At 72.9% G+C, this 24,264-nt stretch carries 24 protein-coding genes; 14 read left to right on the top strand and 10 right to left on the bottom strand.

The window, feature by feature from the left end:
* The first annotated feature begins 176 nt into the window (after nt 1–176).
* Nucleotides 177–1,304 (top strand): geranylgeranyl reductase family protein, encoded by a 1,128-nt coding sequence (locus E1165_RS18945; protein ID WP_132393130.1) that lies wholly within the window; start codon nt 177–179, stop codon nt 1,302–1,304.
* A gap of 46 nt (nt 1,305–1,350) precedes the next feature.
* Nucleotides 1,351–2,121 carry an isoprenyl transferase gene (locus E1165_RS18940; RefSeq protein WP_132393129.1) on the top strand — a complete coding sequence of 257 codons (771 nt, stop codon included), beginning with the start codon at nt 1,351–1,353 and terminating at the stop codon, nt 2,119–2,121.
* 81 nt (nt 2,122–2,202) lie between these two features.
* Here E1165_RS18940 and otsB read toward each other — a convergent pair whose 3' ends face one another.
* From otsB to E1165_RS18925, 3 genes are all read right to left on the bottom strand, one after another.
* On the bottom strand, nt 2,203–3,054 hold the full coding sequence (otsB, locus tag E1165_RS18935; protein WP_132393128.1) for a trehalose-phosphatase: 852 nt from the start codon (nt 3,052–3,054) through the stop codon (nt 2,203–2,205).
* A gap of 92 nt (nt 3,055–3,146) precedes the next feature.
* Entirely contained in the window at nt 3,147–3,500 is a 354-nt protein-coding gene (locus tag E1165_RS18930; RefSeq protein ID WP_132393127.1) for a hypothetical protein, read from the bottom strand.
* A gap of 162 nt (nt 3,501–3,662) precedes the next feature.
* A complete protein-coding gene (locus E1165_RS18925) occupies nt 3,663–4,103 on the bottom strand; it encodes an XRE family transcriptional regulator (RefSeq protein ID WP_132393126.1) in 441 nt (146 codons plus the stop codon).
* 264 nt (nt 4,104–4,367) lie between these two features.
* Here E1165_RS18925 and E1165_RS18920 point away from each other — a divergent pair, with 264 nt between their 5' ends.
* The 6 genes from E1165_RS18920 (at nt 4,368) to E1165_RS18895 (ending at nt 9,717) form a co-directional block, all read left to right on the top strand.
* Entirely contained in the window at nt 4,368–4,712 is a 345-nt protein-coding gene (locus E1165_RS18920; protein WP_132393125.1) for a hypothetical protein, read from the top strand.
* 31 nt (nt 4,713–4,743) lie between these two features.
* Nucleotides 4,744–5,136, top strand: a complete 393-nt coding sequence (locus tag E1165_RS18915; RefSeq protein WP_132393124.1) for a hypothetical protein — start codon at nt 4,744–4,746, stop codon at nt 5,134–5,136.
* 340 nt (nt 5,137–5,476) lie between these two features.
* Nucleotides 5,477–6,892, top strand: a complete 1,416-nt coding sequence (locus tag E1165_RS18910) for a PhoH family protein (protein ID WP_132393123.1) — start codon at nt 5,477–5,479, stop codon at nt 6,890–6,892.
* A gap of 276 nt (nt 6,893–7,168) precedes the next feature.
* Nucleotides 7,169–7,861, top strand: a complete 693-nt coding sequence (locus E1165_RS18905) for a lytic transglycosylase domain-containing protein (protein WP_132393122.1) — start codon at nt 7,169–7,171, stop codon at nt 7,859–7,861.
* 124 nt (nt 7,862–7,985) lie between these two features.
* Nucleotides 7,986–8,639 (top strand): rhomboid family intramembrane serine protease, encoded by a 654-nt coding sequence (locus E1165_RS18900; RefSeq protein WP_132393121.1) that lies wholly within the window; start codon nt 7,986–7,988, stop codon nt 8,637–8,639.
* A gap of 109 nt (nt 8,640–8,748) precedes the next feature.
* Complete coding sequence (locus tag E1165_RS18895; protein WP_132393120.1) at nt 8,749–9,717, top strand: NAD(P)/FAD-dependent oxidoreductase; 969 nt, start codon at nt 8,749–8,751, stop codon at nt 9,715–9,717.
* A gap of 26 nt (nt 9,718–9,743) precedes the next feature.
* On the opposite strand, the gene E1165_RS18890 is transcribed toward E1165_RS18895, so the two are convergent.
* Nucleotides 9,744–10,433 (bottom strand): TetR/AcrR family transcriptional regulator, encoded by a 690-nt coding sequence (locus tag E1165_RS18890; RefSeq protein ID WP_132393119.1) that lies wholly within the window; start codon nt 10,431–10,433, stop codon nt 9,744–9,746.
* Nucleotides 10,434–10,573: 140 nt separating this feature from the next.
* Here E1165_RS18890 and E1165_RS18885 point away from each other — a divergent pair, with 140 nt between their 5' ends.
* Nucleotides 10,574–11,491: an NAD-dependent epimerase/dehydratase family protein gene (locus E1165_RS18885; protein ID WP_132393118.1), complete on the top strand. Its 918-nt coding sequence runs from the start codon at nt 10,574–10,576 to the stop codon at nt 11,489–11,491.
* 21 nt (nt 11,492–11,512) lie between these two features.
* Here the strand turns inward: E1165_RS18885 and E1165_RS18880 are convergent, their stop codons facing one another.
* Both E1165_RS18880 and glpX read right to left on the bottom strand, forming a co-directional pair.
* Nucleotides 11,513–12,493, bottom strand: a complete 981-nt coding sequence (locus tag E1165_RS18880) for a DMT family transporter (protein WP_132393117.1) — start codon at nt 12,491–12,493, stop codon at nt 11,513–11,515.
* On the bottom strand, nt 12,490–13,521 hold the full coding sequence (gene glpX / locus E1165_RS18875) for a class II fructose-bisphosphatase (RefSeq protein WP_132393116.1): 1,032 nt from the start codon (nt 13,519–13,521) through the stop codon (nt 12,490–12,492). Before glpX ends, E1165_RS18880 begins: the two co-directional genes overlap by 4 nt.
* A 159-nt stretch (nt 13,522–13,680) precedes the next feature.
* Between glpX and E1165_RS18870 the strand changes: the two genes are divergently transcribed.
* Together E1165_RS18870 and E1165_RS18865 are read left to right on the top strand one after the other, a co-directional pair.
* Nucleotides 13,681–14,445: a DUF4245 domain-containing protein gene (locus E1165_RS18870; protein WP_165945258.1), complete on the top strand. Its 765-nt coding sequence runs from the start codon at nt 13,681–13,683 to the stop codon at nt 14,443–14,445.
* Between the two features lie 270 nt (nt 14,446–14,715).
* A complete protein-coding gene (locus E1165_RS18865; protein ID WP_132393114.1) occupies nt 14,716–15,561 on the top strand; it encodes a hypothetical protein in 846 nt (281 codons plus the stop codon).
* A 133-nt stretch (nt 15,562–15,694) separates the two neighbouring features.
* On the opposite strand, the gene E1165_RS18860 is transcribed toward E1165_RS18865, so the two are convergent.
* Nucleotides 15,695–15,907 carry an exodeoxyribonuclease VII small subunit gene (locus E1165_RS18860; RefSeq protein WP_132393113.1) on the bottom strand — a complete coding sequence of 71 codons (213 nt, stop codon included), beginning with the start codon at nt 15,905–15,907 and terminating at the stop codon, nt 15,695–15,697.
* Nucleotides 15,907–17,133 (bottom strand): exodeoxyribonuclease VII large subunit, encoded by a 1,227-nt coding sequence (xseA, locus tag E1165_RS18855; RefSeq protein ID WP_132393112.1) that lies wholly within the window; start codon nt 17,131–17,133, stop codon nt 15,907–15,909. The genes E1165_RS18860 and xseA overlap by 1 nt, the downstream gene beginning before the upstream one ends.
* Before the next feature lie 112 nt (nt 17,134–17,245).
* Here xseA and E1165_RS18850 point away from each other — a divergent pair, with 112 nt between their 5' ends.
* Together E1165_RS18850 and E1165_RS18845 are read left to right on the top strand one after the other, a co-directional pair.
* Complete coding sequence (locus E1165_RS18850; protein ID WP_132393111.1) at nt 17,246–18,232, top strand: 4-hydroxy-3-methylbut-2-enyl diphosphate reductase; 987 nt, start codon at nt 17,246–17,248, stop codon at nt 18,230–18,232.
* A 41-nt stretch (nt 18,233–18,273) separates the two neighbouring features.
* Nucleotides 18,274–18,690, top strand: coding sequence for a hypothetical protein (locus E1165_RS18845; protein WP_132393110.1), 417 nt, complete (start codon nt 18,274–18,276; stop codon nt 18,688–18,690).
* A gap of 126 nt (nt 18,691–18,816) precedes the next feature.
* On the opposite strand, the gene E1165_RS18840 is transcribed toward E1165_RS18845, so the two are convergent.
* Both E1165_RS18840 and E1165_RS18835 read right to left on the bottom strand, forming a co-directional pair.
* Nucleotides 18,817–22,164, bottom strand: a complete 3,348-nt coding sequence (locus tag E1165_RS18840) for a S8 family serine peptidase (protein ID WP_132393109.1) — start codon at nt 22,162–22,164, stop codon at nt 18,817–18,819.
* 149 nt (nt 22,165–22,313) lie between these two features.
* Entirely contained in the window at nt 22,314–23,477 is a 1,164-nt protein-coding gene (locus tag E1165_RS18835) for a DNA recombination protein RmuC (RefSeq protein ID WP_132393108.1), read from the bottom strand.
* 53 nt (nt 23,478–23,530) lie between these two features.
* On the opposite strand from E1165_RS18835, the gene E1165_RS18830 reads away from it, so the two are divergent.
* A partial coding sequence (locus E1165_RS18830) for a hypothetical protein (RefSeq protein WP_132393107.1) occupies nt 23,531–24,264 on the top strand: 734 nt, incomplete at its 3' end.

Here is a 24,264-nt window from a genome sequence, read left to right as displayed (position 1 = left end):
GGGCTGCCCTGGGTCGGGGTCGACGCGGAGTCTCGGGCACGGTCTGCCGCAGACCGAGGGCCAGTCTGGCGAGTCGGTGCGCGGTCGGTGCCGGTGGGTGGTCCCGCGGGGCAGGATGAGGCTCGGCGTGTGCGCGGTGGGTGGGACCGCCGCGAACCCGGCGGAGGGGACGCGGAGTGGACGACGAGTTCGACGTGATCGTGGTGGGGGCCGGCCCGGCCGGTTCCGCGGCGGCACTGGCCGCCCGCCGGGCGGGTGCCCGGGTGCTGCTGCTGGACCGGGCCGACTTCCCCCGCGACAAGGCCTGCGGGGACGGCGTCGCCGCGCACGCGCTGGACGTCCTCGCCGAGCTGGGGGTAGCCGACGCGGTGGCCGGCTACCCCCCGCTGCCGGCCCTGCGCCTGGTGGGGCCGGGCGGGGCAGAGGTGGCCCGGGAGCTGCCCCGGCCCGCGTACACGGTGCCCAGGAAGGTGTTCGACGCCCGGTTGGTGGCGGCGGCGGTGCGGGCCGGGGCGCTGCTGCGCCGGCACACGGTCCGCCGGGTCGAGTTGCGCGACGACCGGGTGGTGCTGGACGGCGCCCTCGCCGCCCGGGCGCTCGTCGGCGCCGACGGCGCCGGCTCGGTGGTCCGCCGGGCGCTGGGCCACCCGGTCAACCCGGACCGGCACCTGGCGCTGGCCATCCGGGGGTACGCCCCGGCGCTGCCCGGCCCGCCCGAGCAGCTCATCGTCACCTCCGGCGCGCGCTGGCCGGCGTACGCCTGGTCCTTCCCGATCGGTGACGGACAGGCGAACGTCGGGTACGGCGAGGTGCTGCGCGGTGAGCCGCTCAGCCGCGCGCACCTGCTCGACCGGCTCGCCGCGCTGTTGCCGGCCACCGACCCGACGGCCGTCACCGAGCTGCGCGCCCACCACCTCCCGCTGTCGACGCACCGGCCCGCGCCCGGCCGGGGCCGGGCGGTGCTGGCCGGCGACGCGCTGTCGCTGATCAACCCGTTCACCGGCGAAGGAATCTTCTACGCCCTGCTCTCCGGCGCGCTGGCGGGCGTGGCGGCAGCGGGCCCGCCCGGCCGGGCCGCCGACCGGTACGCCGCCGCGCTGCGTCGGCGGCTCGGCACCCACCTGCGCCACAGCTCGGTGGCGGCCTGGCTGGCCCGGCACCGCCGGATCGTCGACGCCGCCGTCCGGGCGGCCCGGCGGGACGACCGGGTCTACGCGACGGTCGTCGAACTGGGCCTCGGCGACGGCCGGCTGGACGCCCGGACCCTCGCCATGATCGGTGTCGGTCTCTCGGCCCGGACTTAACCACCCAGGTCACCATCGCCGGTACGGGTCGCTACCCTGCAAGGTGATGACTCTGCGGAACATTCTCTACTCCGTCTACGAGCGCCGGCTGACGGCGAAGCTCGCAGGCCGGCCGGTGCCCCGGCACGTCGGGGTGATGTGCGACGGAAACCGTAGGTGGGCGCGGGAGATGGGGTTCGTCGACCCGAACGACGGGCACCGGATGGGCGCCGAGCGGATCAAGGAGCTGCTGCGCTGGTGCGACGCCGCGGGCGTCGGCCACGTGACGCTGTGGCTGCTCTCCACCGACAACCTCTCCCGTCCGGCGGAGGAGCTGGATCCGCTGTTGCAGATCATCGAGGATCTGACCACCGAACTGGCCGAGGAGGGCAACCCCTGGCGGCTGCGGATGGTCGGGGCACTGGACGTGCTGCCGGCGCAGCACGCCCAGGCCCTCAAGGCGGCCGAGGAACGCACCCGGGAGCGCGCCGGCGGCGCCCAGGTCAACATCGCCGTCGGGTACGGGGGTCGGCGCGAGATCGCCGACGCGGTGCGCTCGCTGCTGCTGGAGCACGCGGCGAAGGGCGGCACCATCGAGGAACTGGCCGGCTCGCTGGACGTCGACCACATATCCGAGCACCTGTACACCAGGGGCCTGCCGGACCCGGATCTGATCATCCGTACCAGCGGTGAGCAGCGTCTGTCGGGCTTCATGCTGTGGCAGTCGGCCCACTCGGAGTTCTACTTCTGTGAACTCAACTGGCCGGACTTCCGCCGCGTCGACTTCCTGCGCGCCCTGCGCTCGTACGCCACCCGCCAGCGCCGCTTCGGCGTCTGACCCCGGCGGCGTACCGCTCCGCCGGTTGCTCCTGAGCCTGACGGCGGGGCGGCCGCTGACGGGCGGCCGCCAACCTCGTGGTCACCCGGCCGGGCGGGTGGGGTCAGATGAGGTGAGGTGGTGGAGGGCTTCGGTGAGGAAGTCGCCGAGGGCGGCGGGGGAGTCGATGGTGAGGTCGGCGGCCTCGGCCACCTCGTGACCGGTCTCCGGGTTCGCCACGGCGACGCAGACACCGAGGAAGTCGGGGTCACCGGCGGCCCGGGCGCGCAGCGCCGCGAACGCCTTGATGTCGGAGACGTCGTCGCCGAAGTACCACGCGCCGCCCGCGGTGCGGACCACCTCGCCGATGACCAGGCCCTTGTCCCGGTCCACCGGTGGCTTCAGCTCCAGCACCATCCGGCCCGCCTGCACCTTCAGGCCGAGCCGTTCGGCCTGCGCCCGCCCCCACCCCTCGACCTGCGGGCCCAGCTCCGGCGCGGTGCGCCAGTGCAGCGCGACGCTCAGCCGCTTGTACTCCACCAGGGTGCCGGCGGGCAGTTCGGCGCGGGCCAGGTCGGCCAGCTCGGCCATGGTGGGCACCCAGGGCAGGGCGGCGGGCTCGGTCACCGTGGGGCCCCCGGAGTGGCTGTGCTCCAGGCCGTACAGACCGTAGAGGTCGATGCCGGCGAGGCCCCCCAGGTGGTCGCGGAGGAAGTCCACCGGGCGCGCCGAGACGATCGCCACCCGCTGCACCGCCGGGGCGAGCGCCTCCAGCGCGGCGAGCACCTTGGGCGCGGGCTGCACGGCGGTGGGGTCGTCGTCGACCGGCGCCAGGGTGCCGTCGAAGTCGAAGAAGAGCACGATGTCGGCCGCCCGTGCGGCGGTCGCGCGCCAGGCGTGCTCGGCGTCCAACGGGGTCTTCGGCGGCTGGTTGCCCAGATTCAACGGCGGCACGCGCGACAGCGTACCCCGGGGTGGGCGGGTCATTCGTGGCCGTGAGGTGACACCTTGACACCGCCGGGGTGGGCGTCCGTGGCACCGCGGGTTCAGCGTTCGGCGGCTCCCCGGCCACGCCGGCCGAACGGCACCACCGCCGCGTCCTGGCCGTGGCCGAGCAGGTAGCCCTCCACGAAACCGGTGTTCCGGTCGCCGGTGTGCGCCTCGATGTCGTTGAGTCGCGCCACCAGGAACTCGGTCAGGGCGCTGACCCGGTCGTTGAGCCGTTCGTGCAGCTCGGCGAGCACGGCCAGGACGACCGAGGTGCCGGCGGTGGTCGCCGCGAAGAGGTTGACGACCAGGGGAAGCTGCTCGCCCCCGACCGCGCCGATCACCACGTTGGCGGTCACGCACGACGTCACCGACACCGCCGCGACCACGACTGCCCACCACTTCAGGGTCATGGACAGACCCCTCCTTCTGTCCCGCAGGGCTGGGTTCGGCCTTGTCCCGTCCCCCCGCCGACGACGAGCCCAAGCAGTACGAATAGGGACGCTAGCGTGCCTTCTTCGCGGCGGTGGCGGAACGATCAGGTCCCATCCGCCGTTCTTTCGCCATCTGAGGAACTAGCCGGTCCGTTGCTCTCGTTTTCGGTCATCCACCGGCAGAGTCGGGCGGTATGCGAGGTAACGGATGGTTTCTCGGATGTGGAACTTCTCCGCGTCGGACACGTCCGGGTCGACCAGTCGACGCAGCAGGGCCTCCACATCGGGATCCATCGGGGGTGGGCCGGCGACGTCGCGGGGGGTGACGGCCCGGTCCCAGCCCAGCGCCGCGAAGGCGGTCGCCGGGTTGAGCCCGAGCCCCTCGCAGAAGGCGACCACCCGATCGACCTCCGGGTCGCTGGCCCAGTCGCCGCGTACCCACCGGTTGATGGTCTGGCGGGAGACGCCGGTGCGGCGGGAGACCTCGGTGCCGGTCCAGGCGCGTGTGGCCCGGGCGTCGTCGAGAGCCCGGCGGACGAACGTGGCGAAGGCGATCTTCCGGGCGGGGGTGGTCTCGTTCACGTTCTGACGGTACGGCGAAACGCTCCCACGGCGGGGGGCGGGCACCCGCGTGTAACGCGCGCGAGACGCCACCTCCGACGTGTTGACATAGGGTATTGAGCAGCTGTTGAGGGGTATCACTCGGGCAGAATAGGTGGCTTTGGGGGCACGGGTAACCGGACGAAAAGCTGATACTGTCACGTGCATGGGACAATCTACGGTGTGTCACGTGCATGAGACGATCAGTGCTCACATGCGTCACGCTCCCGGTGCGAGGGGGGCGCGGTGACCGAAGTCGCGACCCGTGCCCAGGCGTTCGGTCTGGTGGCGGAGGGAGTGGCCGCGGGGCTGAGCGCCCCCTGGCGCCTCTATCTCGCCCGGGGATGCCGTTACCTGTCACTGAGTGTCGGGGACCGGACCGAGTGGAACGCCTGGCGTACCCACCTGGGCTGTCCGGAGCTGAGCGTTCGCGTCTACGACGCCGGCGGCGAGATCCGGCGCTCCTCGGTGGCCGAGGTGGTCATGGACGGCTGCCGGATCAGTGTCGAACTGGTCGAGGAGATCGGCGTCGACGACCTGGACCGGCTACTGGTCGCCGACCCCACCACCATCGAGCCGGAGGACCGGTGACCGGGCCGGGGCGGCGAGCCGGGGCCGCCGGATGAGTCCTCTGCTCGCGGTCTTCCTCGTCCTGGTCCTCGGTGCCACGAGCTACGCGGCCGGCCGGCTGCACGGGCAGCTCAGCTACCGGATCGGCTACCGCTTCGGCTACCGCCAGGGCTACTTCGACGGTGACCGGGGCGCGTGGAACCGGCGCCGGCGCGAAGCCCAGGCCGCCATCGCCTCGGCGCTGGCCGTCCCGGTCAGTGGGGTTCCGTCGACGTCGGCGGGTCCGGCCCGGCCGGTCAGCGGGGCACCGGCGGGCGGCAACGGCGCGCTGCCCGCCCCGGCCGGCCGGCAGGGCACCACGTACACGGGTTCCTCGTTCAGCGCCCCGGGCGTGCCGGTCACCGGCCGGCACCCGACCGGGACGCTCGTGCGGCGGCAGGGCTGAGCGCCGCCACCTGACGCGATGCGTCGTCCGGGCGGACGCGCATCGTCGGGGCCCCGTCAGACCGGTGACGGTGGCCCCACCGGCCGGGATGCGCGCAGGGGGCATGCATCCCGGCCGGTCCGCCACGGCCCGCCTTCTTCCGGACGGGGGAGATCCATCCGACCCCTAGCCGAGGGGGCCGGACGCCGCTAGCGTCTAGACATGGCACGGGGTTCTCCCGGGCCAGCCGGCCGCCCGGAACTGCGACCTCGCGCATGGGGTTCCGCATCCGACCCCGTGTCCCCGGGTACCGGAGGAGGCGGAACGCGGATGGCGGGTGCGCATCCGTCGGAGCAGGCCTGTGACCAATCGCCGTACGACCGCAGGTGCCGACCAGAGCCCGGCCGCGACTGCCACAACCCGCCGCGCCACCCGGAGCCGCCGCGCCACGAACGCCGCTCCGGCCGGCACCGAGGAGCCCCGACCAGCTGGCCAGGCGTTCGTCCTGGACACCTCGGTGCTCCTGTCCGACCCGGCGGCTTTCCACCGGTTCGCCGAGCACGAGGTGGTGCTGCCCCTCGTGGTGATCTCCGAACTGGAGGGCAAGCGCCACCACCCGGAGCTGGGCTGGTTCGCCCGGCAGTGCCTGCGCATGCTGGACGAGTTGCGGGTACGACACGGGCGGCTGGACCACCCGGTGCCCGCGAACGACCTCGGCGGCACCCTGCGGGTGGAGCTGAACCACTCGGACGACGGGGTGTTGCCGCCGGGGTTCCGGACCGAGTCCAACGACGCGCGGATCCTCTCGGTGGCGTTGAACCTCGCCGCCGAGGGACGGGACGTCACCCTGGTCAGCAAGGACATGCCGCTGCGGGTGAAGGCCGCCTCGGTCGGCCTGAAGGCCGACGAGTACCGGCACGGCCAGGCCAGCGACCCGACCTGGACCGGCATGGCCGAGCTGGAGCTGGGCGAGGACGAGATCGGCCGGTTGTACGCGGGGGAGACCCTCGACGTGGACGCGGCGGCCGGTCTGCCCTGCCACACCGGCCTGGTGCTGCACTCGGCCCGAGGCTCGGCCCTGGGCCGGGTGCTGCCGGACAAGACCGTCCGGCTGGTCCGTGGTGACCGGGAGGCGTTCGGGGTGCACGGCCGCTCGGCCGAGCAGCGGATCGCTTTGGACCTGCTCCTGGACGAGTCGATCGGGATCGTCTCCATGGGCGGGCGGGCCGGCACCGGCAAGTCGGCGCTGGCGCTCTGCGCCGGGCTGGAGGCGGTGATGGAGCGCCGCCGGCACAAGAAGGTGGTCGTCTTCCGGCCGCTGTACGCCGTCGGCGGTCAGGAGTTGGGTTACCTGCCCGGCTCCGAGGCGGAGAAGATGTCGCCCTGGGCCCAGGCGGTCTTCGACACCCTCGGCGCGGTGGTGCACGAGAACGTGCTGGAGGAGGTCACCTCCCGGGGCATCCTGGAGGTGCTGCCGCTGACCCACATCCGGGGTCGCAGCCTGCACGACGCCTTCGTCATCGTCGACGAGGCGCAGTCCCTGGAGCGGGGTGTGCTGCTCACCGTCTTGTCCCGGATCGGCCAGGGCTCCCGCGTGGTGCTCACCCACGACGTGGCGCAGCGGGACAACCTCCGGGTGGGGCGGCACGACGGGGTGACGGCGGTGATCGAGACGTTGAAGGGCCACCCGCTCTTCGCGCACGTCACGCTGAGCCGGTCCGAGCGGTCGCCGATCGCGGCGATGGTGACGGATTTGTTGGAAGACATCCCGCACTGACCGGGTTTTTGCCCATTTCTGTCCGCATTCGCTTTGTGGTGCAGATCACAAAACGGCCTGGCGGTTTCCCATCGGCCTCACTGTGCGCAATGGTGTCCAGCGAGCGCCCACGCCCCGACGAGATCGTCGAGCATCATTCGTCCCACCCGTGGACGAGCCCGGCGGCCGTCGGTGCGTCGGAGGCGACCCGCCGCGGTCGGGGCGCTCGCGGCACGACCGCGCCTGGTGACCGCCCGGCCCCGTGCCGCGTCCTTGCCCCCGACGAAGGGACACTTCGTGAGTCGGCTGTGGAGCCGGTTCGGCGCCCGGACGGCCGCTGTCGCGCTGCTCTCCGTGGGCGTCGCCGGCGGTTTCTATCTGGGCGAAGACCGGGAAACCCAGCAACAGGGCCTTACCGCGCAGGTCGGCCTCGTGGTCGACGAGGCCGAGTACGACTACCAGCGGGAGCGGCAGGCCCAGCACCGGACCCAGTCCGCCAAGCAGCGGAACGCCGAGTACCAGGCGAAGCTGCGCGCCGCCGAGGCAGCCAAGGCGGCGGCCGAGCGGGCCCGGAAGGCCGAGGCTGCCGCCGCGTCCCGCAAGAAGGCCCGAGAGGCGGCCGAGAAGGCGGCCAAGGAGGCCGAGACCAAGCCGTACACCGGCCCGATTCCGGCCTCCTGCAACGAGTACGGCGGCAACCGGAAGATCGGCTGCGCGCTGCTACTGGACGAGGGCTTCAAGATCGACCAGATGCCCTGCCTGGACAAGCTCTGGACCAAGGAGAGCGGCTGGAACCACAAGGCCGCCAACCCGTCCTCCGGGGCGTACGGCATCCCCCAGGCGCTGCCCGGCAGCAAGATGGGCTCGGTCGCCGACGACTGGAAGACCAACCCCGCCACGCAGATCAAGTGGGGTCTCGGCTACATCGAGGGCCGGTACGACGACCCGTGCGGCGCCTGGGCCAAGAGCCAGCGCGACGGGTGGTACTGAGTAGCGGCGACCGCGCGGCGTATCGACGGCGGGGCGGGTGTCGAGCACCCGCCCCGCCGTCGACGCGCTCCCGGCCGGCACGCCCGGGTGGCGGTCGGCCGGGAATGCTGATAGCTCTTGACGGGTGACCCTGCACCCGACGGGCGGCGACCCGCACCGGTTCGGCACCGAGGCGTTCTACGCGTCGCTCGGCCGCGCCTTCGTCGCCATGTGCGCGGTGGTGCCCCTCCTCTTCCTCATCGAGGCGCTCGACCAGGGGCTCGCCCTCGGTCTCGACGTGGCGGCCGGGATCATCCCGCTGCGCATCCAGGGGCTCGACGGGGTGTTCTTCTCACCCTTCCTGCACCACGGCTTCGACCACCTCTACAGCAACAGCATCCCGCTGATCCTGCTCGGCACCTTCGTGCTCGCCGCCGGCACCCGACGCTTCCTCTGGTCCACCCTGGTCATCATCCTGGTCAGCGGGCTCGGGGTCTGGTTCACCGGCGCGCCCCAATCGGTGGTGGTGGGCGCCAGCGGAGTCATCTTCGGCTACCTCGGCATCCTGCTCACCCGAGGCATCGTCGAGCGGAGCTGGTGGAACTTCGCCGTGGTGCTGCTGGTCGGCCTGCTCTACGGCTGGCAGCTGCTCGGCATCCTCCCCACCGACGAGCGCATCTCCTGGCAGGGGCACCTCTTCGGGCTGCTCGGCGGCGTCGTCGCGGCGATCCTGTTCCGCCGCCGCAGGCCAGAGTCGTACGGACCGTACCGCCCCGAGTCGACCCTCACCCTGCCCTGACCGGGTTCCCCGGCCCGGCGCGGCGCCGGATGCTTGCCCGGCCGGGACGACCGGCCTACCGTCGGCATCAGCACGCGTAGATCCGCCGAGCGGAAAGCGACGGTACGCCATGCGAGAGGTCGATGTCGCGGTCATCGGAGCCGGTCCGACGGGACTCTTCGCGGCGTACTACGCCGGGTTCCGCGGGCTGTCGGTGACGGTGGTCGACGCGCTGCCCGAACCGGGCGGGCAGATCACCGCGATGTACCCGGAGAAGCTGATCCTCGACGTCGCCGGCTTTCCCGCCGTCAAGGGACGCGACCTGGTGGCGAACCTCGTCGCCCAGGCCGCCCCCTACCATCCGGACTACCTGCTCGGCTGCCGGGCGGAGAAGCTGTCGTACGCCGACGGGCGGCCGGTGCTCGGCCTGGCCGGCGGTGACCAGTTGCACTGCGGCGCGGTGCTGGTCACCGGGGGCCTCGGCAGCTTCAGCCCGCGCCCGCTGCCGGTGGCGGAGGGCTTCCTCGGCGCCGGGGTCGTCTACTTCGTACCGGAGCCGGCCGCCCTGGCCGACCGGGACGTGCTGATCGTCGGCGGCGGTGACTCGGCCTTCGACTGGGCGGCGACGCTGCAACCGCTGGCCCGCTCGGTGACCCTGGTGCACCGGCGGGAACGGTTCCGGGCGCACGCCGGCACGGTCGCCCGGGTGCTCGCGTCACCCGTACGGGTGATCGTCAACGCCGAGGTGACCCGGTTGCACGGCGACGCCGCGGTGACCGCCGCCGAGATCACCGTACGCGGCGGCGCCGTCGAGGCCCTGCCGGTCGACACGGTGGTCGCTGCGCTCGGTTTCACCGCCGACCTGGGGCCGCTCGCCGAGTGGGGGCTGCGCCTGGACCGCCGGCACGTCGTGGTGGACAGCGCGATGGCCACCAACCTGCCCCGGGTCTTCGCCGCCGGAGACATCACCGAGTACCCGGGCAAGGTGCGGTTGATCGCCACCGGCTTCGGTGAGGCGGCGACCGCCGTCAACAACGCCGCCGTCGTCATCGATCCCACCGCGCACCTCTTCCCCGGCCACTCCTCCGACGCCGGCTGACCGGCCCGGCTGCCGGGTTGTCGCCGTCAGCGGGGCAGGCCGATGAGGTCGGCCATCAGTCCGGTCTGGTGGTCGAAGTACGCGTCGCGGTGCGGGATGGCACCGGCGACCCGGCCGAACAACTCGAAGCTGATCAGGCCGAACAGCTGTGTCCACCCGGCCATGCCCCGGGCCAGCAGCGACTCGGGTAGGCCCGGAAACAGGCTGGCGGCGATCTCGGCCAGGTCGGCGCGGACCGGTTCGGGCAGTTCGTCGTCGGGTGCGGCGAGCCGGCCGTCGGCCAGCCCGTCGCGGAGGATGCCGACGAGGGTCACCGGGGGGCGCTGGGCCGGCAGGATGGTGTCGTCGGGCGCGGCGTACCCGGGGACCGGGCTGCCGTAGAGCAGCGCGTACTCGGCGGGGTGGGCGAGTGCCCAGTCGCGGGCGGCGCGGCTGACGGCATGCCACCGACCGCGCAGGTCGTGCCGGGCGGCGGTGGCGTCGGCCGTCTCCACCGCGTCGCCGAGCGCGTCGTACGCCTCGAGGATCAGCGCGGTGAGCAGGTCGTCCCGGCTGGGGAAGTAGCGGTAGATCGCCGAGGAGACCATGCCCATGTCCCGCGCGACGGCACGTAGCGAGAGGTTGGCGCCGTCGGTGGCCAGGTGCCGCCGGGCTGCCGCCTTGATCTCGTCGATCATCTCGGCGCGGACCCGGGCGCGGATGGAGGGAGCGGACATGCGTCCACTCTGCCACGGTCGGAGCGCTAATCAAAAAAGAGAGCACCGCTCTTGACGAAGTGTCGGCGGGCGATCATGCTGGGGTGGCAACAACGAGAGCAGTGCTCTCGCTTAGTATCCCTGCTTCGGAAGGTGTTCCCATGTCCCTGCACGTGATCGTCGGAGCCGGCCCGGTCGGCACCGCCACCGCCCGGCTCCTCGCCGAGCGAGGCGAGCGGGTCCGGATCGTCACCCGGCGCGGCACCGGGCCCGAGCACCCGGCCGTCGAGCGGGTCGCCGCCGACGCCGCCGACCCTGCCCGGCTCGCGGAGCTCACCCAGGGCGCGGTGGCGCTCCACAACTGCGCCAACCCCGCGTACCACCGCTGGGCGGCCGACTGGCCGCCGCTGGCCGGGGCGCTGCTCACCGCCGCCGAACGGGCCGGCGCGGTGCTGGCCACCGTGGGCAACCTCTACGGCTACGGCCCCGTCGACGCCCCGATGACCGAACAGACCCCGCTGCGCGCCACCGGCACCAAGGGAGGGGTCCGCAACCGGATGTGGGCCGAGGCCGTCGCCGCCCACCGGGCCGGGCGGGTCCGGGTCACCGAGGTACGCGCCTCCGACTACCTGGGCGCCGACGCCACCAGCCTGCCGATGCTGGTGCTGCCTCGGGTGCTCAACGGGCAGCGGGTCTTCCTGCCGGTCACCTGGGACGCCCCGCACACCTGGACCTACATCGGCGACGTCGCCCGTACCCTGGTCACGGCCGCCACCGACGAGCGGGCGTGGGGACGCGCCTGGCACGTGCCCAGCGCGCCCGCCGTCCCGATGCGGGAGTTGGCCGTCCGGGCCGCCGCGCTGGTCGGCGCGCCCGCGCCGAAGCTGACCCGGATGCCCTACCCGGTGCTCTGGGCCGGTGGCGTGGTCGACCCCTTCACCCGTGAGTTGCGGGAGACCGCCCACCAGTTCGCCCGGCCGTTCGTGATGGACTCGACCACCGCCACCACCACCCTCGGCATCGAGCCGACCCCGCTGGACCGGTCGCTGAGGGAGACGGTGCAGGCGCTGCGTCGCTGAGCCGGGCGGCGGCGGTCGAGGTCAGCGGCGCGACGGCAGCCCCAGCGCCGTGATCAGCACCGCGACCACGGTCAGCGCCGCGCCGGCCAGAGTCGCCGGCCCCGGATGGGAGGCCGCGGTCGGCAGGAACAGGTCCAGCAGGACGGCACCGATGACCTGCCCGGCGATGGTGGCCAGCCCGAACAGCAGCACCCCGGTGAACCGGACGAGGGCCGCCGCGACGGCGATGAAGACGATGCCGATCAGCCCACCCAGGTACAGCCGGGGCTCGCCCGGGAAGGCCCCGGCGGGCTGGCCCCGGATCGCCACGTCCACCGCGAAGGTGACGAGCAGGGCTACCGTACCGACCGAGAAGTTGACCAACGTGGCGGTCAGGGCACTGCCCGAGGCGTCCCGCACCCGGCCGTTGACCGCCTGCTGCCAGGCGATGCCCACCCCCGCCAACAGCGGCAGCGCGGCCAACGCCAGCGCTCCCGGATCGCCGAGCCGGTCCCCCACCGACAGCAGGACGGCCAGCACGGTCAGCACCGCGCCGGCCAGCCTCGCCGTGGTGACCCGCTGCCGACCGGATGGGCCCACCCCGGCACGGTCCACCGCGAGGCTGCTCGCCGACTGGCCGGCCACCACCGCCACCGTGAAGACGGCCACCCCCAGGGCGCCGACGGTGAGACCCTGGGCGGCCACCAGGAACGCGCCGCACACCCCGCCCAGGCACTGCCACGGGCGCAGCCTCCCCACGCCCAGCGCCGCGTACAGCTCACGCAGGCCCCGCCGCCCGACCGGGGTGGCGGGGACCAGCACCAACAGCACCAGCAGACCCAGCCCGAAGGAGACCAGCGCCGCGGCGATCCCGTCGGCCAGGCGTACCCCCAGTTCGCCGTTGATCCGGGACTGCACCGACACGGCGACCCCCGACGCGGTCGCCAGCCCGACCCCGGCGATTCGGCCGACCCGGCGGGACGCCGGGACAGTCGGCGGGGCGACCGTCCCGGTCGTGCTCACTCCTGTTCGGCCAGCGGACGCCCGTCGAAGTCGACCGCCGAGTAGAGGGCCAACTTCTCCAGGCGGTGGTACGAGTCGATCACCCGGATCGTGCCGCTCTTGGAGCGCATGACGATCGACTGGGTGTACGCCCCGCCCGCCCGGTACCGCACCCCGCGCAGCAGGTCGCCGGAGGTGACGCCGGTGGCCACGAAGAAGCAGTTGTCCCCGGTGACCAGATCGTCCGTGGTGAGCACCCGGTCCAGGTCGTGACCGGCGGCCAGGGCCTTCTCCCGCTCCTCGGCGTCGCGCGGCCAGAGCTTGGCCTGCATGACCCCGCCCATGCACTTGAGCGCACAGGCCGCCGTGATCCCCTCCGGGGTGCCGCCGATGCCCATCAACACGTCGACGTCGGATTCGCCCCGGGCGGCGGCGATGGCGCCCGCGATGTCGCCGTCGGAGATGAACCGGATACCCGCCCCGGTCCGCCGGATCTGCCCCACCAGGTCGTCGTGCCGGGGACGGTCCAGCACGCAGACCGTGACCTCGGCGACGTCGGTGCCCTTGACCCTGGCGATCCGGCGGATGTTCTCCGCGACGCCGGCGTTGATGTCGACCGCGTCGGCGTACATCGGGCCGGCGGCCAGCTTCTCCATGTAGAACACGGCGCTGGGGTCGAACATCGCGCCCCGCTCGGCCACCGCCAGCACCGCCAGCGCGTTCGGCATGCCCTTGCTCATCAGGGTGGTGCCGTCGATCGGATCCACCGCCACGTCCACCTCGGGGCCGGTGCCGTCGCCCACCTCCTCGCCGTTGAAGAGCATCGGCGCGTTGTCCTTCTCGCCCTCCCCGATCACCACCACCCCGCGCATCGGGATCGAGTTGATCAGCTTGCGCATCGCGTCGACGGCTGCCCCGTCGCCGCCCTCCTTGTCGCCCCGGCCGACCCACCGACCGGCGGCCATGGCCGCGGCCTCGGTGACCCGGACCAGGTCGAGGGCAAGGTTGCGGTCGAGATCCTGGGGGATCCGCGTCCTGGTGTTCGTCATGACGGCTTCCTCCTCGCGACGTTGCGGGGTGGACCGGCAGGGTGCGGCGTCGCCGCTGCCGGTTTTGTCGCTGATCCTCACACGATGCCAGCTCCGGAGACGCAACGGGGCGAAGGTGGGCCGGATCTCCTCTACCGATGGGGCTGCGAGAATGGGCCGGTGGAACCCGCACAGCCCGCCGACCGCGTACCCGCCGACCCGACCCCGCCGGAGGGGCAGCCGCCGACGTCCCCGAGCCGGGCGACCGACGCGGCGACCGGGGCGACCCCGCCGTCCGGGTCCGCGGCCGGCCCGGAGCCGGCCCTGGTGGAGCCGCCGGCCGGGACAGGCGGCGGGGAGCCCGCGCTGGTCGCGCCCACGCCCACCGGCGCTGACAGGCCGCACCCGGCGGTCCGTCCCGCCGGGAAGCAGAAGTCCCGCTCCGAGCGCTCCCCGAAGGACATGGCGCTGTCGCTGCTGGTGCTGCTCGTCCCGATCGCACTGCTGCTCGCCTTCTACCGTGGCTTTCTCGGCGGCGAGCAGCCCGTCGTCGTCGACCCGGGCCCCGCGTACGAGTCGGCCCGGTCGGCCAACGCCTTCCCGGTCAGTGAGCCCACCGGGCTGGGCTCCGGCTGGCGTACCGTCAGCGCCACCTACCGCGCCGTCGACGGCGGGGTGAACCTGCGCGTCGGCTACCTCACCCCGGAAGGGCGGGGCGTCCAGCTCGTGCAGAGCAACGTCCCGCCGGAGAAGCTCCTGCCCCAGGAGCTGACCGCCCAGGGGCAGCCGCAGGGCCCCACCGACCTGGGCGGGCGCAGTTGGCAGCGGTACACCGGCCGGGGCAACGACCAGGCACTCGTGCTGCTCGAACCGGGTCGCACGGTGATCGTGGTCGGTGACGCCCGGGAGGGCGAGCTGCGTCAGCTCGCCGACTCCCTCCGCTAGCGGCGCCGGCCGTCCCGCCGCAGCCCCCGGACCGGCCGGCGGGGTGACCAGCGGGCGGCTGGCGGAACAGGTCGCGCGGTAGGGCAGTGGGCGGGAGACACCATTGGTCGCACCCGGCATGGATTGCCGAACGCGGCATCCGGGAACAGAAGGTACGCGACCTCGTCGGCGCGTTCTCCCGGCCGACGGTTCGTGCGTCGGGGCAGGAGCAGAGCCACGGCGCCACGCCTCCGGCGCCCGCGTGGGCCGGACGACCGATGAGAGGTTCTCGTGACCATTCGGCGCTTCGGCGCGGCGGTCTTCGCCGCGACGCTCCTCACGCCCGGCCTGGCCGCCTGCACCAGTACCGGGACCGGCGAGGCGGGGGTCTCCGCGTCCCCCACCACCTCCGGCAGTGCCTCGCCCGGGGCCACCACCGGCGTCGACGGCGACGCCAAGCAGGCCCTGCTGAACTCCACCAACGCGATCCGCACCGGGAACTTCCGGTTCACCATGGCCGGTGCCGGCTCGACGGCGCAGGGGCAGGTGCACGAGCCCAGCCAGAGCGCCGAGATGCGCGTCATGATCGGCGACGCGTCCTCGGACCTGATGATGAAGCTCGACCTGATCCATGCCAAGCCGGACAGCTGGGTGAAGCTGGAACTCGGCGGGACCGCCGCCGGCAGTGTCCCCGGGGCGCAGCAGCTCAACCTCGGCAAGTACCAGCACCTCGACCAGAACCGGATCAAGGGCAACCGGGCGTTGGGCTTCGACTTCGACGCGATCGACCCCGCCGGCAGCGAGGTGCTCACCCGGGGCATCACCGAGGTCCGGCAGACCGGCGAGGGCAGCTACGCCGGCACGCTGGACGTGTCGAAGGCAGCCGAGGCCGGCTCGCTCGACCCGTCGGTGATCACCGCGCTCGGACAGCAGGCGAAGTCGGTGCCGTTCACCGCGAAGTTGGACCCGCAGGGTCGGCTCAGCGAGTTGGTCGTCCGGATCCCGGCCGCCGGCCAGAACGCCGCACAGGACATCAAGATCACCTACTCCGACTACGGCAACGCCACCGCCGCGCAGAAGCCCTCGGCCGACCAGGTGGTCGAGGCACCGCCGGAGTTCTACAACCTGTTCGACTGACCGGCGTCGGCATCCGCCCGGCTCCCTTCGCGGCGAACGGCGCTGTCCCCGGCCGTGGACACCGCCGTTCGCGCGAACCGGAGTCGATCGGGATACGCCCGGGGGCCGGATGAGCCGGCGGGGAGCCCGGGAGTCAGGACGCGGGCGCCTGCCGGGCGGCGTCGATGCGGGCCCGCGCCCCGTCCAGCCAGCGTTGGCACGTCGCGGCCAACCGCTCGCCGCGCTCCCAGAGCGCCAGCGACTCCTCCAGCGAGGTGCCGCCGGCCTCCAGCTTCTCCACCACCTGCGCCAGCTCGGCGCGGGCCTGCTCGTAGCTGAGCCGCTCGTCGTTCTTCTCTTCGCCCATCACGACTTCCTCATCGCCTCGACGGTCACGCCCAACTCGCCCTCGGCGAGGCGTACCCGTAGTGGATCGCCCTTGTCCACCTCACCCGCCGCGCGTACCACGTGGCCGTCGGCGCGCTGCACGATCGCGTACCCCCGGTCGAGGGTGGCGGCGGGGGAGAGGGCACGCAGCCTGGCCAGGGTGTGCCGCAGGTCTTCGGCGGCGGAGGCGAGGCGGTGGTCCAGGCACCGCCCCGCCCGGTCGCGCATCGCGGTGACCTCGGCGGCCCGCTGGTCGACCATCACCCGCGGGCGGGCCAGCACCGGACGGGACCGCAGCGAGTCGAGGCGGTGCTGTTCCCGGTCGACCAGGTTGCGCACCGCGCGCTCCAGCCGCGAGCGGGCCTGGCCGATGAGGCGTACCTCTTCGGTGAGGTCGGGGACGATCCGTTTCGCCGCGTCGGTCGGCGTGGACGCGCGGACGTCGGCGACGTGATCGACCAGTGGCGCGTCCGTCTCGTGCCCGATCGCGCTGACCACCGGGGTACGGCAGGCGAAGACCGCCCGGCAGAGCGCCTCGTCGGAGAAGGGCAGCAGGTCCTCGATGCTGCCGCCACCCCGGGCCAGGACGATCACGTCGATGGTGGGGTCGGCGTCGAGCACCCGCAGGGCGTCGACGATCTGCGGCACCGCGCCCGGCCCCTGCACCGCCACGTTGACCGTGCGGAACTCGACCGCCGGCCAACGTCGCCGGGCGTTGGTGAGCACGTCCCGCTCGGCGGCCGAGGCCCGGCCGGTGATCAACCCGATCCGCTGGGGCAGGAACGGCGGCCGGCGCTTGCGGGCCCGGTCGAAGAGCCCCTCGGCGGCGAGCAGCTTCTTGAGCTTCTCCAGCCGGGCCAGCAGCTCACCGAGCCCGACCTGGCGGATCTCGTCGGCGCGCAGGCTCAACGTGCCCCGGGCCGGGTAGAACTCGGGCTTGGCGTGCAGCACCACCCGGGCGCCCTCGCGCAGCTCCGGCGCGCCCGAGTCGAGGACGTCCCGGTTGGTGGTCACGGTCAGGCTCAGGTCGGCGGACGGGTCGCGTAGGGTGAGGAAGACCGTGCTGGCGCCGGGGCGCCGGCTGATCTGCGCGACCTGCCCGTCCACCCAGACCCAGCCGAGCCGGGCGATCCAGGCGCCGACCTTCTGGCTGACCACCCGGACCGGCCAGGGCTCCTCGGGGGTGCTGCGGGGGGCGTCGGTCACCCGCCCACCCTACGGTCCGGCTCCGACGACCTGAGCCAGGCCCGACCGGGCGTGCCACCCGGCGGGGTGCGCGGCGCCGGCCCGCCGTGGGGGCGGCACGTACGATGGTCGGGTGACTCAGGCTGAGACGACTCCCCGGACCGGCAAGCGCGTGCTCCTGGCCAAGCCTCGCGGCTACTGCGCGGGTGTGGACCGGGCGGTGCAGACCGTCGAGGAGGCGCTGAAGCTCTACGGCGCCCCGATCTACGTGCGCAAGCAGATCGTGCACAACAAGCACGTGGTACGGACCCTGGAGGCCAAGGGCGCGATCTTCGTGGAGGAGAACGAGGAGGTGCCCGAGGGCGCCACCGTCATCTTCTCCGCCCACGGCGTGGCCCCGGAGGTCTACGAGCAGGCCCGGGAACGCTCGCTGAGGGCGATCGACGCGACCTGCCCGCTGGTGACCAAGGTGCACCAGGAGGCCAAGCGGTTCGCCGCCGAGGACTACGACATCCTGCTCATCGGCCACGAGGGGCACGAGGAGGTCATCGGCACCGCCGGTGAGGCCCCGGCGCACATCCAGCTCGTCGACGGCCCCGACGGCGTGGACAAGGTCACGGTGCGGGACCCGAACAAGGTCGTCTGGCTCTCCCAGACCACCCTGTCGGTGGACGAGACGATGGAGACGGTGGCCCGGCTCAAGTCCCGGCTGCCGCTGTTGCAGTCGCCGCCCAGCGACGACATCTGCTACGCCACCTCCAACCGGCAGCACGTGGTCAAGGAGATCGCCTCCGAGTGCGACGTGGTGATCGTGGTGGGCTCGCGCAACTCCTCCAACTCGGTACGCCTGGTCGAGGTGGCCCTGGACGCCGGCGCCCGAGCCGGGCACCTGGTCGACTTCGCCCACGAGATCGACGACACGTGGCTGGTCGGGGCCACCACGGTGGGCCTGACCTCCGGCGCCAGCGTGCCGGACGAACTGGTGCAGGAGGTGCTGGCGTACCTCGCCGCGCGGGGCTTCACCGACGTCGACGAGGTGGTCACCGCCAACGAGCGACTGACCTTCTCACTGCCGCAGGAGCTCAAGCGGGACATGAAGGCGGCGGCGGCCCGCGGCTGATCGACGGGAACGGATCACGGCCCGCGCGCGTCCCATCGGGCATGAAGACTCCTCGGATGGCTCTCGTCGCGCTGGTCGCCGGTGCGGCGCTGACCGCCTGCGGCGGCACGGACACCCCCAGCCGCCCGGAAGGACCCCCGGTGACCAGCGCTCCCGGCACGGAACCGGCCGGCCCGAGCACCGCGCCGCCGATCGCGTCCCCCACGGTCCTGCCGCCGACCAAGTCGTCCGGGCCCAGTCTGCCGCCCGGCCCGGGTGCGACGGAGATCTCCGGCACGGTGACCGCCGGCGTGGAGCCGGGCTGCCTGATGGTCGACGGGTTCCAGCTCATCGGGGGTCCACGTGACGTGCTGGCGCCGGGCACGAAGGTCACCGTCACCGGCAAGCCCCAACCCGACCTGCTGACCACCTGCCAGCAGGGCATCCCCTTCACGGTCGAGTCCGCCCGCCGGTCCTGACCCGTCCGACCCTCGGGTCGGCCTCCGTCGCAAGGCCATGGCCAACAGGTCCGGCGAGGGCGGAAGGCGGGAGCCCGCCCCCTGGTGGGGACGGGCTCTCGGTAGTGCTCAGGCAGCCGGTGGCTGTCAGTTCACCTTGCCGATCGAGACCGAGCCACGGCCGACGACCGCACCCTCGGTGGTGGTCACGGCCAGGTCGCCGTAGAGGGCCCGACCGGCGGCCGGGGTGGACCGGGCGACCACCGTGCCGGTGAGGGCGGCGGTGGCACCGTTGGTGAGGGCCAGCGGGGTTGCCGGCGCGGTCACCGTGCCCAACGACGGGGCGGTGAACGAGTCCCGGTAGTCGTAGGCGGTGCTGGTGCCCGGACCGTCGACGGCGTAGCCGTCGACCACGACCCGGTAGGTGCCCGGGGCCGGGTTGGCCAGGGTCACCGCCTCCTCCGAGTCACCGTCGGCCGAGACGCCCACCCGGGTGGCGCCCAGGAACACCGCCAGGTCCAGGTCGGCACCGAGGTTGGCGGTGTTGCCGATCCGCGCGGTGAAGCTGGTCGCGCCGGCCGGCACGTCCACGGTCCACTCCTGCTGCGCACCCTCGGCGATGGTCGGCCGCCCGGCGAACACGCTGGCCAGCGGACCACCCTGACCGGTCACCGCGACCGGGCCGAAGGCGTTGGTCAGCTTCCAGGACACCTGGGTCGGGGCCCCGGCGGCCACCGCGGGCAGCTCGATGGTGGCCGGCTCGACCTTGACGCCCTGCACCCGCGCCTGGAGCTGGAACGGGTTGTTCAGCGACCGCGAGGTGCGGCGCGCCTCGACCTCGATCTCCCAGACGCCCGGAATGGGGTTCTGGTAGTCCCGCTCCTGCGGCTTGCAGGTCGCCGCGTCGGAGAAGTTGGTGTAGCAGGTGGTGCTGGCGGTGCTCTCCACCGGGACGCCGTACGGGTTGATCGCGATGAAGCGGGTCTGCGACCCGGTGGCGATGCCGGAGAGGTTCACCTGGAGCGCGCCCGCCCCGGGCGGGACCGTCACGAAGTACGAGGTGAAGCCGTTCCGGTCGACCGTGCCCTCGGTGGAGAAGGAGAAGGCCGGCTTCTGCACGTCGTGGGCCACGACCACCACGGTCGAGACCTCGAAGTCGACCACGGACGTGGCCGGGTCGTCGATCAGCATCAGGGCGCCGTGCGCGCCGGCGGTCTTCGGCTTGGCCACCACGTCGACGGTGACGGTCTTGTTCAGCGGCAGCACCACCGACTTCGGCGCGGTGAAGGTGCCGTCGTTGCCGCGCAGCGTCACGGTGTGCTGCCGGTTGCCGGTCGGCCCGCTGGTGCGGGTCACCTTGACCTGGTACGTCTTCGACTGGCCGACCTGCTGGCCACCCTGCGACGAGGCGCAGCGGTTGTAGACGCCGGTGCCCCGGTGCGGGTTCGGCAGGAACTGCTGGGTGCCGGCGTCGTAGCGGGTCAGGTTCTTCGACAGCGGGGTGCAGACCGGCGCGTCGGAGGTGTACGACCGGGCCTCGACGCCCTTGCTCAGCAGCTTCCACGCGCCGGGCACGTCGAACATGCCGTAGCCCTGGGCGTACGTCGGCACGTCGGCGATCGGCTTCGCCGAGGTGTAGATGGCGCGGCGCAGCGCGGCCGGGGTGACGCCCTGGTCGTTGGCGCGAGCGGCGGAGAGCAGCAGCGCGGCGGCGCCGGCGGCCTGCGGCGAGGCCATCGAGGTGCCGTTGAGCATCTGGTAGCCCGGCGGCAGCGAGTAGCCGGCCTCGGGGGCGATGTTGCCGGGCTGCCAGGTCGGTGCGGTGGAGACGGCCGCGCCGGGAGCGGCGATGTTCGGCTTGAAACCGCCATCCTCACGCGGGCCGCGGGAGGAGAAGTTGAACAGCGCGTTCTTCCTGCTGACCACCGAGCCGTAGTTGGACAGCCAGGTGTCCTTGCTGATGCTGGCCGCGACGCTGACCACGTTGGACGCCGCCGACGGGTCACCGATGGTGTTCAGGCCCGGGCCGGAGTTGCTGGCCGAGATGAACATCTGCACCCCGTACGTGGTGATCAGGGTGTTGTAGAGCTGGGCGCGGGCGTTGGAGCCGTCGTTGAGCGCCGGCAGGCCGCCGATCGACATGTTGATCACGTCGACCTTGCGGTTGATGACCAGGTCGGCCATGCCGGTGGTGAGCGCGGCGGTGGTGCAGCCGCCGCCCCACGAGCAGGCGCGGGAGGAGACCAGCTTGGCACCGGGGGCCGCGCCGTCGAAGGCGTTGTTGCCCAGCATGTCGTTGGCGGCGGTGATGCCGGCGACGTGCGTGCCGTGGGTCGACTCGACGATGCCGATGTTGACGTAGTCCCAGGTGCCGGGGACGTTGATCGGGCTGGTGTCGACGCCCTTGCGGTACTCGACCACGAACGGGATCTGCTCCCGGACCGGCGTGGCCGGGTTGTCCGTACCGAAGTGGCCGACCTGGAACCTCTCCTGGTACGGGCGCATCGGCTCGTCGTCGGTGAAGTCACGGTTCTGGTTCGCGTCGACCCGGATGTCGTTGCTCTTCGGGTCGTAGAGGATGCCGAAGGCGTCGGTCTTGTCGCCGTCCCGGTTGACGTCACCGGCCGGGTCGCTGCCACTGGTGATCGACTCGTTGAAGGTGGCGAACCGGTAGGACCCGGCGGGGGCCGTCCAGGTGTTGGCACCGACGGTGAAGCTCGGGCCGGTCACCTCGAGGTTCATCCGCCGCCAGGTGGAGTCCTCCAGTGGGTCGGTCGCGGTGACCCAGTCGACGATCTTGCGCTCGCCGGTGGTGGTCTTCTGCAGGGCCGGGTGGTCGAGGTCCACACCGGAGTCCATGATGCCGATGGTGATCCCGCGCCCGTCCCAGGTCGGGTTGGCGGCCTTGAAGGCCTCGGCGCCGGTCTCGTGGGTCGGCATGTACGGGTTCACCGCGCCGGTGCCCGCACCCGGGGCGACCGGGGCCGCGGCCCCCTCCCGGAAGGTCTTCGGGCCGGGCCGCGCGCTCTTGGCCCGGATCGGGGCGGTGCCGGTGCGGTCCGGGGCGGTGACAACGGGGCTGGGGTCCGGAAGCTCGATGGTCTCGTCGAGGTCGACGGCGGCGACGCCGGGCAGCCTCGCGGCCGTCAGGACCTTCCCGGTCGGCACCCTCGCCAGCACGTACCCGATGGAGTCGAAGCGCTGGCTGATCGAGCCACCGAGCTTCTTCATCGCGTCCGCGACGTCCTTCGCCTCACCCTTCTCGGCGGCGACGATCAGCGTGACGGTGGACGCGTGCTTCCCCTCGGCCTCGGCGAGGAGCTTGGCGTCGTGCGCGCCAAGCGTCTCGACCGCGTTGGTGGTGGCGTCCGGGTTGGTCGCGGGGGCGGCGCTCGCGGTGGCGGCACCGCCCACGCCGGTCATGGCACCGGCTGCCACGACGGAGGCGAACAGCCCGGCGGAGGTACGCCGGCGCAGGTTGCGGGGTCTGCTCACGTTCTCTTTTCCTCCAGAGAACAGGGCCCTGAGATGTCAGGACACACGTGAGCGCATCCTTTGTGCTGCGTAGTGCCGCTGTCACTACCCGTCGGTAAGTTGTGACCCCTTTGTGATATGCGAGCGTGCGCACTGTCATATAAATGCTGCTAGATGGGTCGGTCCAGAGTGGAAACGTCGTCGAGCAGCTCGGGAGCCTGCGGCTGCCGGGGCGTCAGCTCCACCTGCGCCGGCGCCGCCAGCTCCTGGTCGGAGACCCCCAGTTCGGCCAGCTTACGGGCGCTGACCAGCACCCGCGCCTCGAGTGACCCGACCGCCCGGTTGTACGCCGTCACCGCCCCACCCAGCGACGCGCCGAGCTTGCCGACGTGCTCGCCCAGAGTGGACAGCCGCCCGTACAACTCGCGGGCCAGCGAGTGCACCGCGACCGCGTTGCGGGCCAGTGCCTCCTGCCGCCACGAGTACGCCACCGTGCGCAGCAGCGCCACCAGGGTCGCCGGGGTCGCCAGCACCACGTCGCGGGCGAAGGCGTGCTCCAGCAGCGTCGGGTCGCGCTGCAACGCCACGTCCAGGAACGGGTCGGCGGGCACGAAGAGCACCACGAACTCCGGCGTCGAGTCGAAGGCCGCCCAGTACGACTTGGCGGCCAGCGCGTCGACGTGCGCCCGCAGGTGCCGGGCGTGCGCGTCGAGGTGGGTGTCGCGCCCCCGCTCGTCGCGCGCCTCCATCGCCGTCAGGTACGCGTCGAAGGGCGCCTTGGCGTCCACCACCACCGTCCGGCCGCCGTGCAGGCGGACCACCAGGTCGGGGCGTACCCCCTGGCGGTCGGTGGCGGCGGTGACCTGCTCGTCGAAGTCGCAGTGCTCCAGCATGCCCGCGGCCTCGACGATCCGGCGGAGCTGGTGCTCACCCCAGCGGCCCCGTACCTGTGGCGCGCGCAGCGCGGCGACCAGCTGTTTGGTCTCGGTGCGCAGCTCCCCGGAGACCGTGCTCATGGCCCGCACCTGCTCGCGCAGCTCGGCGTAGGCGTCCACCCGGTCCCGCTCCAGCTCGGTCACCCGCTGCTCGTACCGGCGCAGGGTGTCGTGCAGCGGCGCCACCGCGCGGGCCACCGCCTCCTGCGACTGGGCGGTCGCCTCGTAGCCGAGCGCCCGCATCGACTGCTCCAGCCGGCCCTCGCCCTCCCGGGTGGCCGCCAGGGTGGCCTCCAGCCGGGCGATCTGGGTGGCGGAACGGACACGGGCGGCGTACCAGCCCACCGCGCCACCCGCGCCGAGACTGACGGCGACCACGGCCAGCGTCGCAAGGTCCATCCCCAGAGCATGCCAAAGGGATACGACCGGAGCCCGCCGGGTAACTTCGCGGCATGGAACTTGTGCTCGTGGCGGTCCTCGTGGTGCTGCTGGTCGGCGGGTTCGTCTGGTGGCGGCGGGAACAGGCAGCCCGGGAGGCGCGCAGCCTCGCCGACGTGCGCGCCGACGCCCAGCGGTGGTACGAACGCCTCGGCGGCCAGGTGCTGAACCTGCACGGCGACGAGCCGGCCGTACGCCAGGCGCTGGTGGACGCCGCCGAGCGCTACAACGCCGCCGGCGGCCAACTGGAGCAGGCGCGGACCATCCACCAGTACCGGCTGGCCCGGGAGACCGCCCTGGAGGGGCTGGCGTACGCACGGGCGGCCCGGGTGGCCCTCGGACTGGACCCGGGCCCGGAACTGCCGCCGCTGGCCGCCGCCGAGGGCACCGGGGAGCTGACGAAGGAACGCCAGGTGCAGGTGCAGGGGCAGACCTTCAGCGCCGGCCCTCGGCCGGGTCGGGACACCCCGTACTACTACCCGGGCGGCCGGGTCCAGGGGCGGCCGGTGCCGGCCGGCTGGTACTCGACTCCGTGGTGGAAGACCGCGCTGGGCGCGGGCGCCGGGGTGATCGGCGGCATGTTGATCGCCGACGCGCTGTTCTCCCCGGCCTTCGCCGACCCGGGCTACGACACCGGCTACCAGGAGGGTTTCGGCGACGGCGCCGGGTACGCCGACCAGGGCGACGTCGGCGGCGACTTCGACGGCGGTGGTGGTGGTGACGTCGGGGGTGCCGGTGACTTCGGGGG

Origin of the sequence: Micromonospora sp. KC723 (genome assembly GCF_004348595.1) — a bacterium.
Lineage (GTDB): Bacteria > Actinomycetota > Actinomycetes > Mycobacteriales > Micromonosporaceae > Micromonospora.
The sequence above is the reverse complement of the archived record's forward strand: the minus strand, read 5'-3'. Positions and strand labels throughout refer to the sequence as shown.

Excerpts from the sequence above, each read along its gene's own strand:
- E1165_RS18835 (WP_132393108.1), bottom strand. The coding sequence starts at position 23,477 with ATGGACCTTGCGACGCTGGCCGTGGTCGCCGTCAGTCTCGGCGCGGGT.
- E1165_RS18915 (WP_132393124.1), top strand. The coding sequence starts at position 4,744 with ATGAGTCCTCTGCTCGCGGTCTTCCTCGTCCTGGTCCTCGGTGCCACG.
- E1165_RS18860 (WP_132393113.1), bottom strand. The coding sequence starts at position 15,907 with ATGGGCGAAGAGAAGAACGACGAGCGGCTCAGCTACGAGCAGGCCCGC.
- E1165_RS18940 (WP_132393129.1), top strand. The coding sequence starts at position 1,351 with ATGACTCTGCGGAACATTCTCTACTCCGTCTACGAGCGCCGGCTGACG.
- glpX (WP_132393116.1), bottom strand. The coding sequence starts at position 13,521 with ATGACGAACACCAGGACGCGGATCCCCCAGGATCTCGACCGCAACCTT.
- E1165_RS18895 (WP_132393120.1), top strand. The coding sequence starts at position 8,749 with ATGCGAGAGGTCGATGTCGCGGTCATCGGAGCCGGTCCGACGGGACTC.
- E1165_RS18845 (WP_132393110.1), top strand. The coding sequence starts at position 18,274 with ATGAAGACTCCTCGGATGGCTCTCGTCGCGCTGGTCGCCGGTGCGGCG.
- E1165_RS18930 (WP_132393127.1), bottom strand. The coding sequence starts at position 3,500 with ATGACCCTGAAGTGGTGGGCAGTCGTGGTCGCGGCGGTGTCGGTGACG.
- E1165_RS18890 (WP_132393119.1), bottom strand. The coding sequence starts at position 10,433 with ATGTCCGCTCCCTCCATCCGCGCCCGGGTCCGCGCCGAGATGATCGAC.
- E1165_RS18885 (WP_132393118.1), top strand. The coding sequence starts at position 10,574 with ATGTCCCTGCACGTGATCGTCGGAGCCGGCCCGGTCGGCACCGCCACC.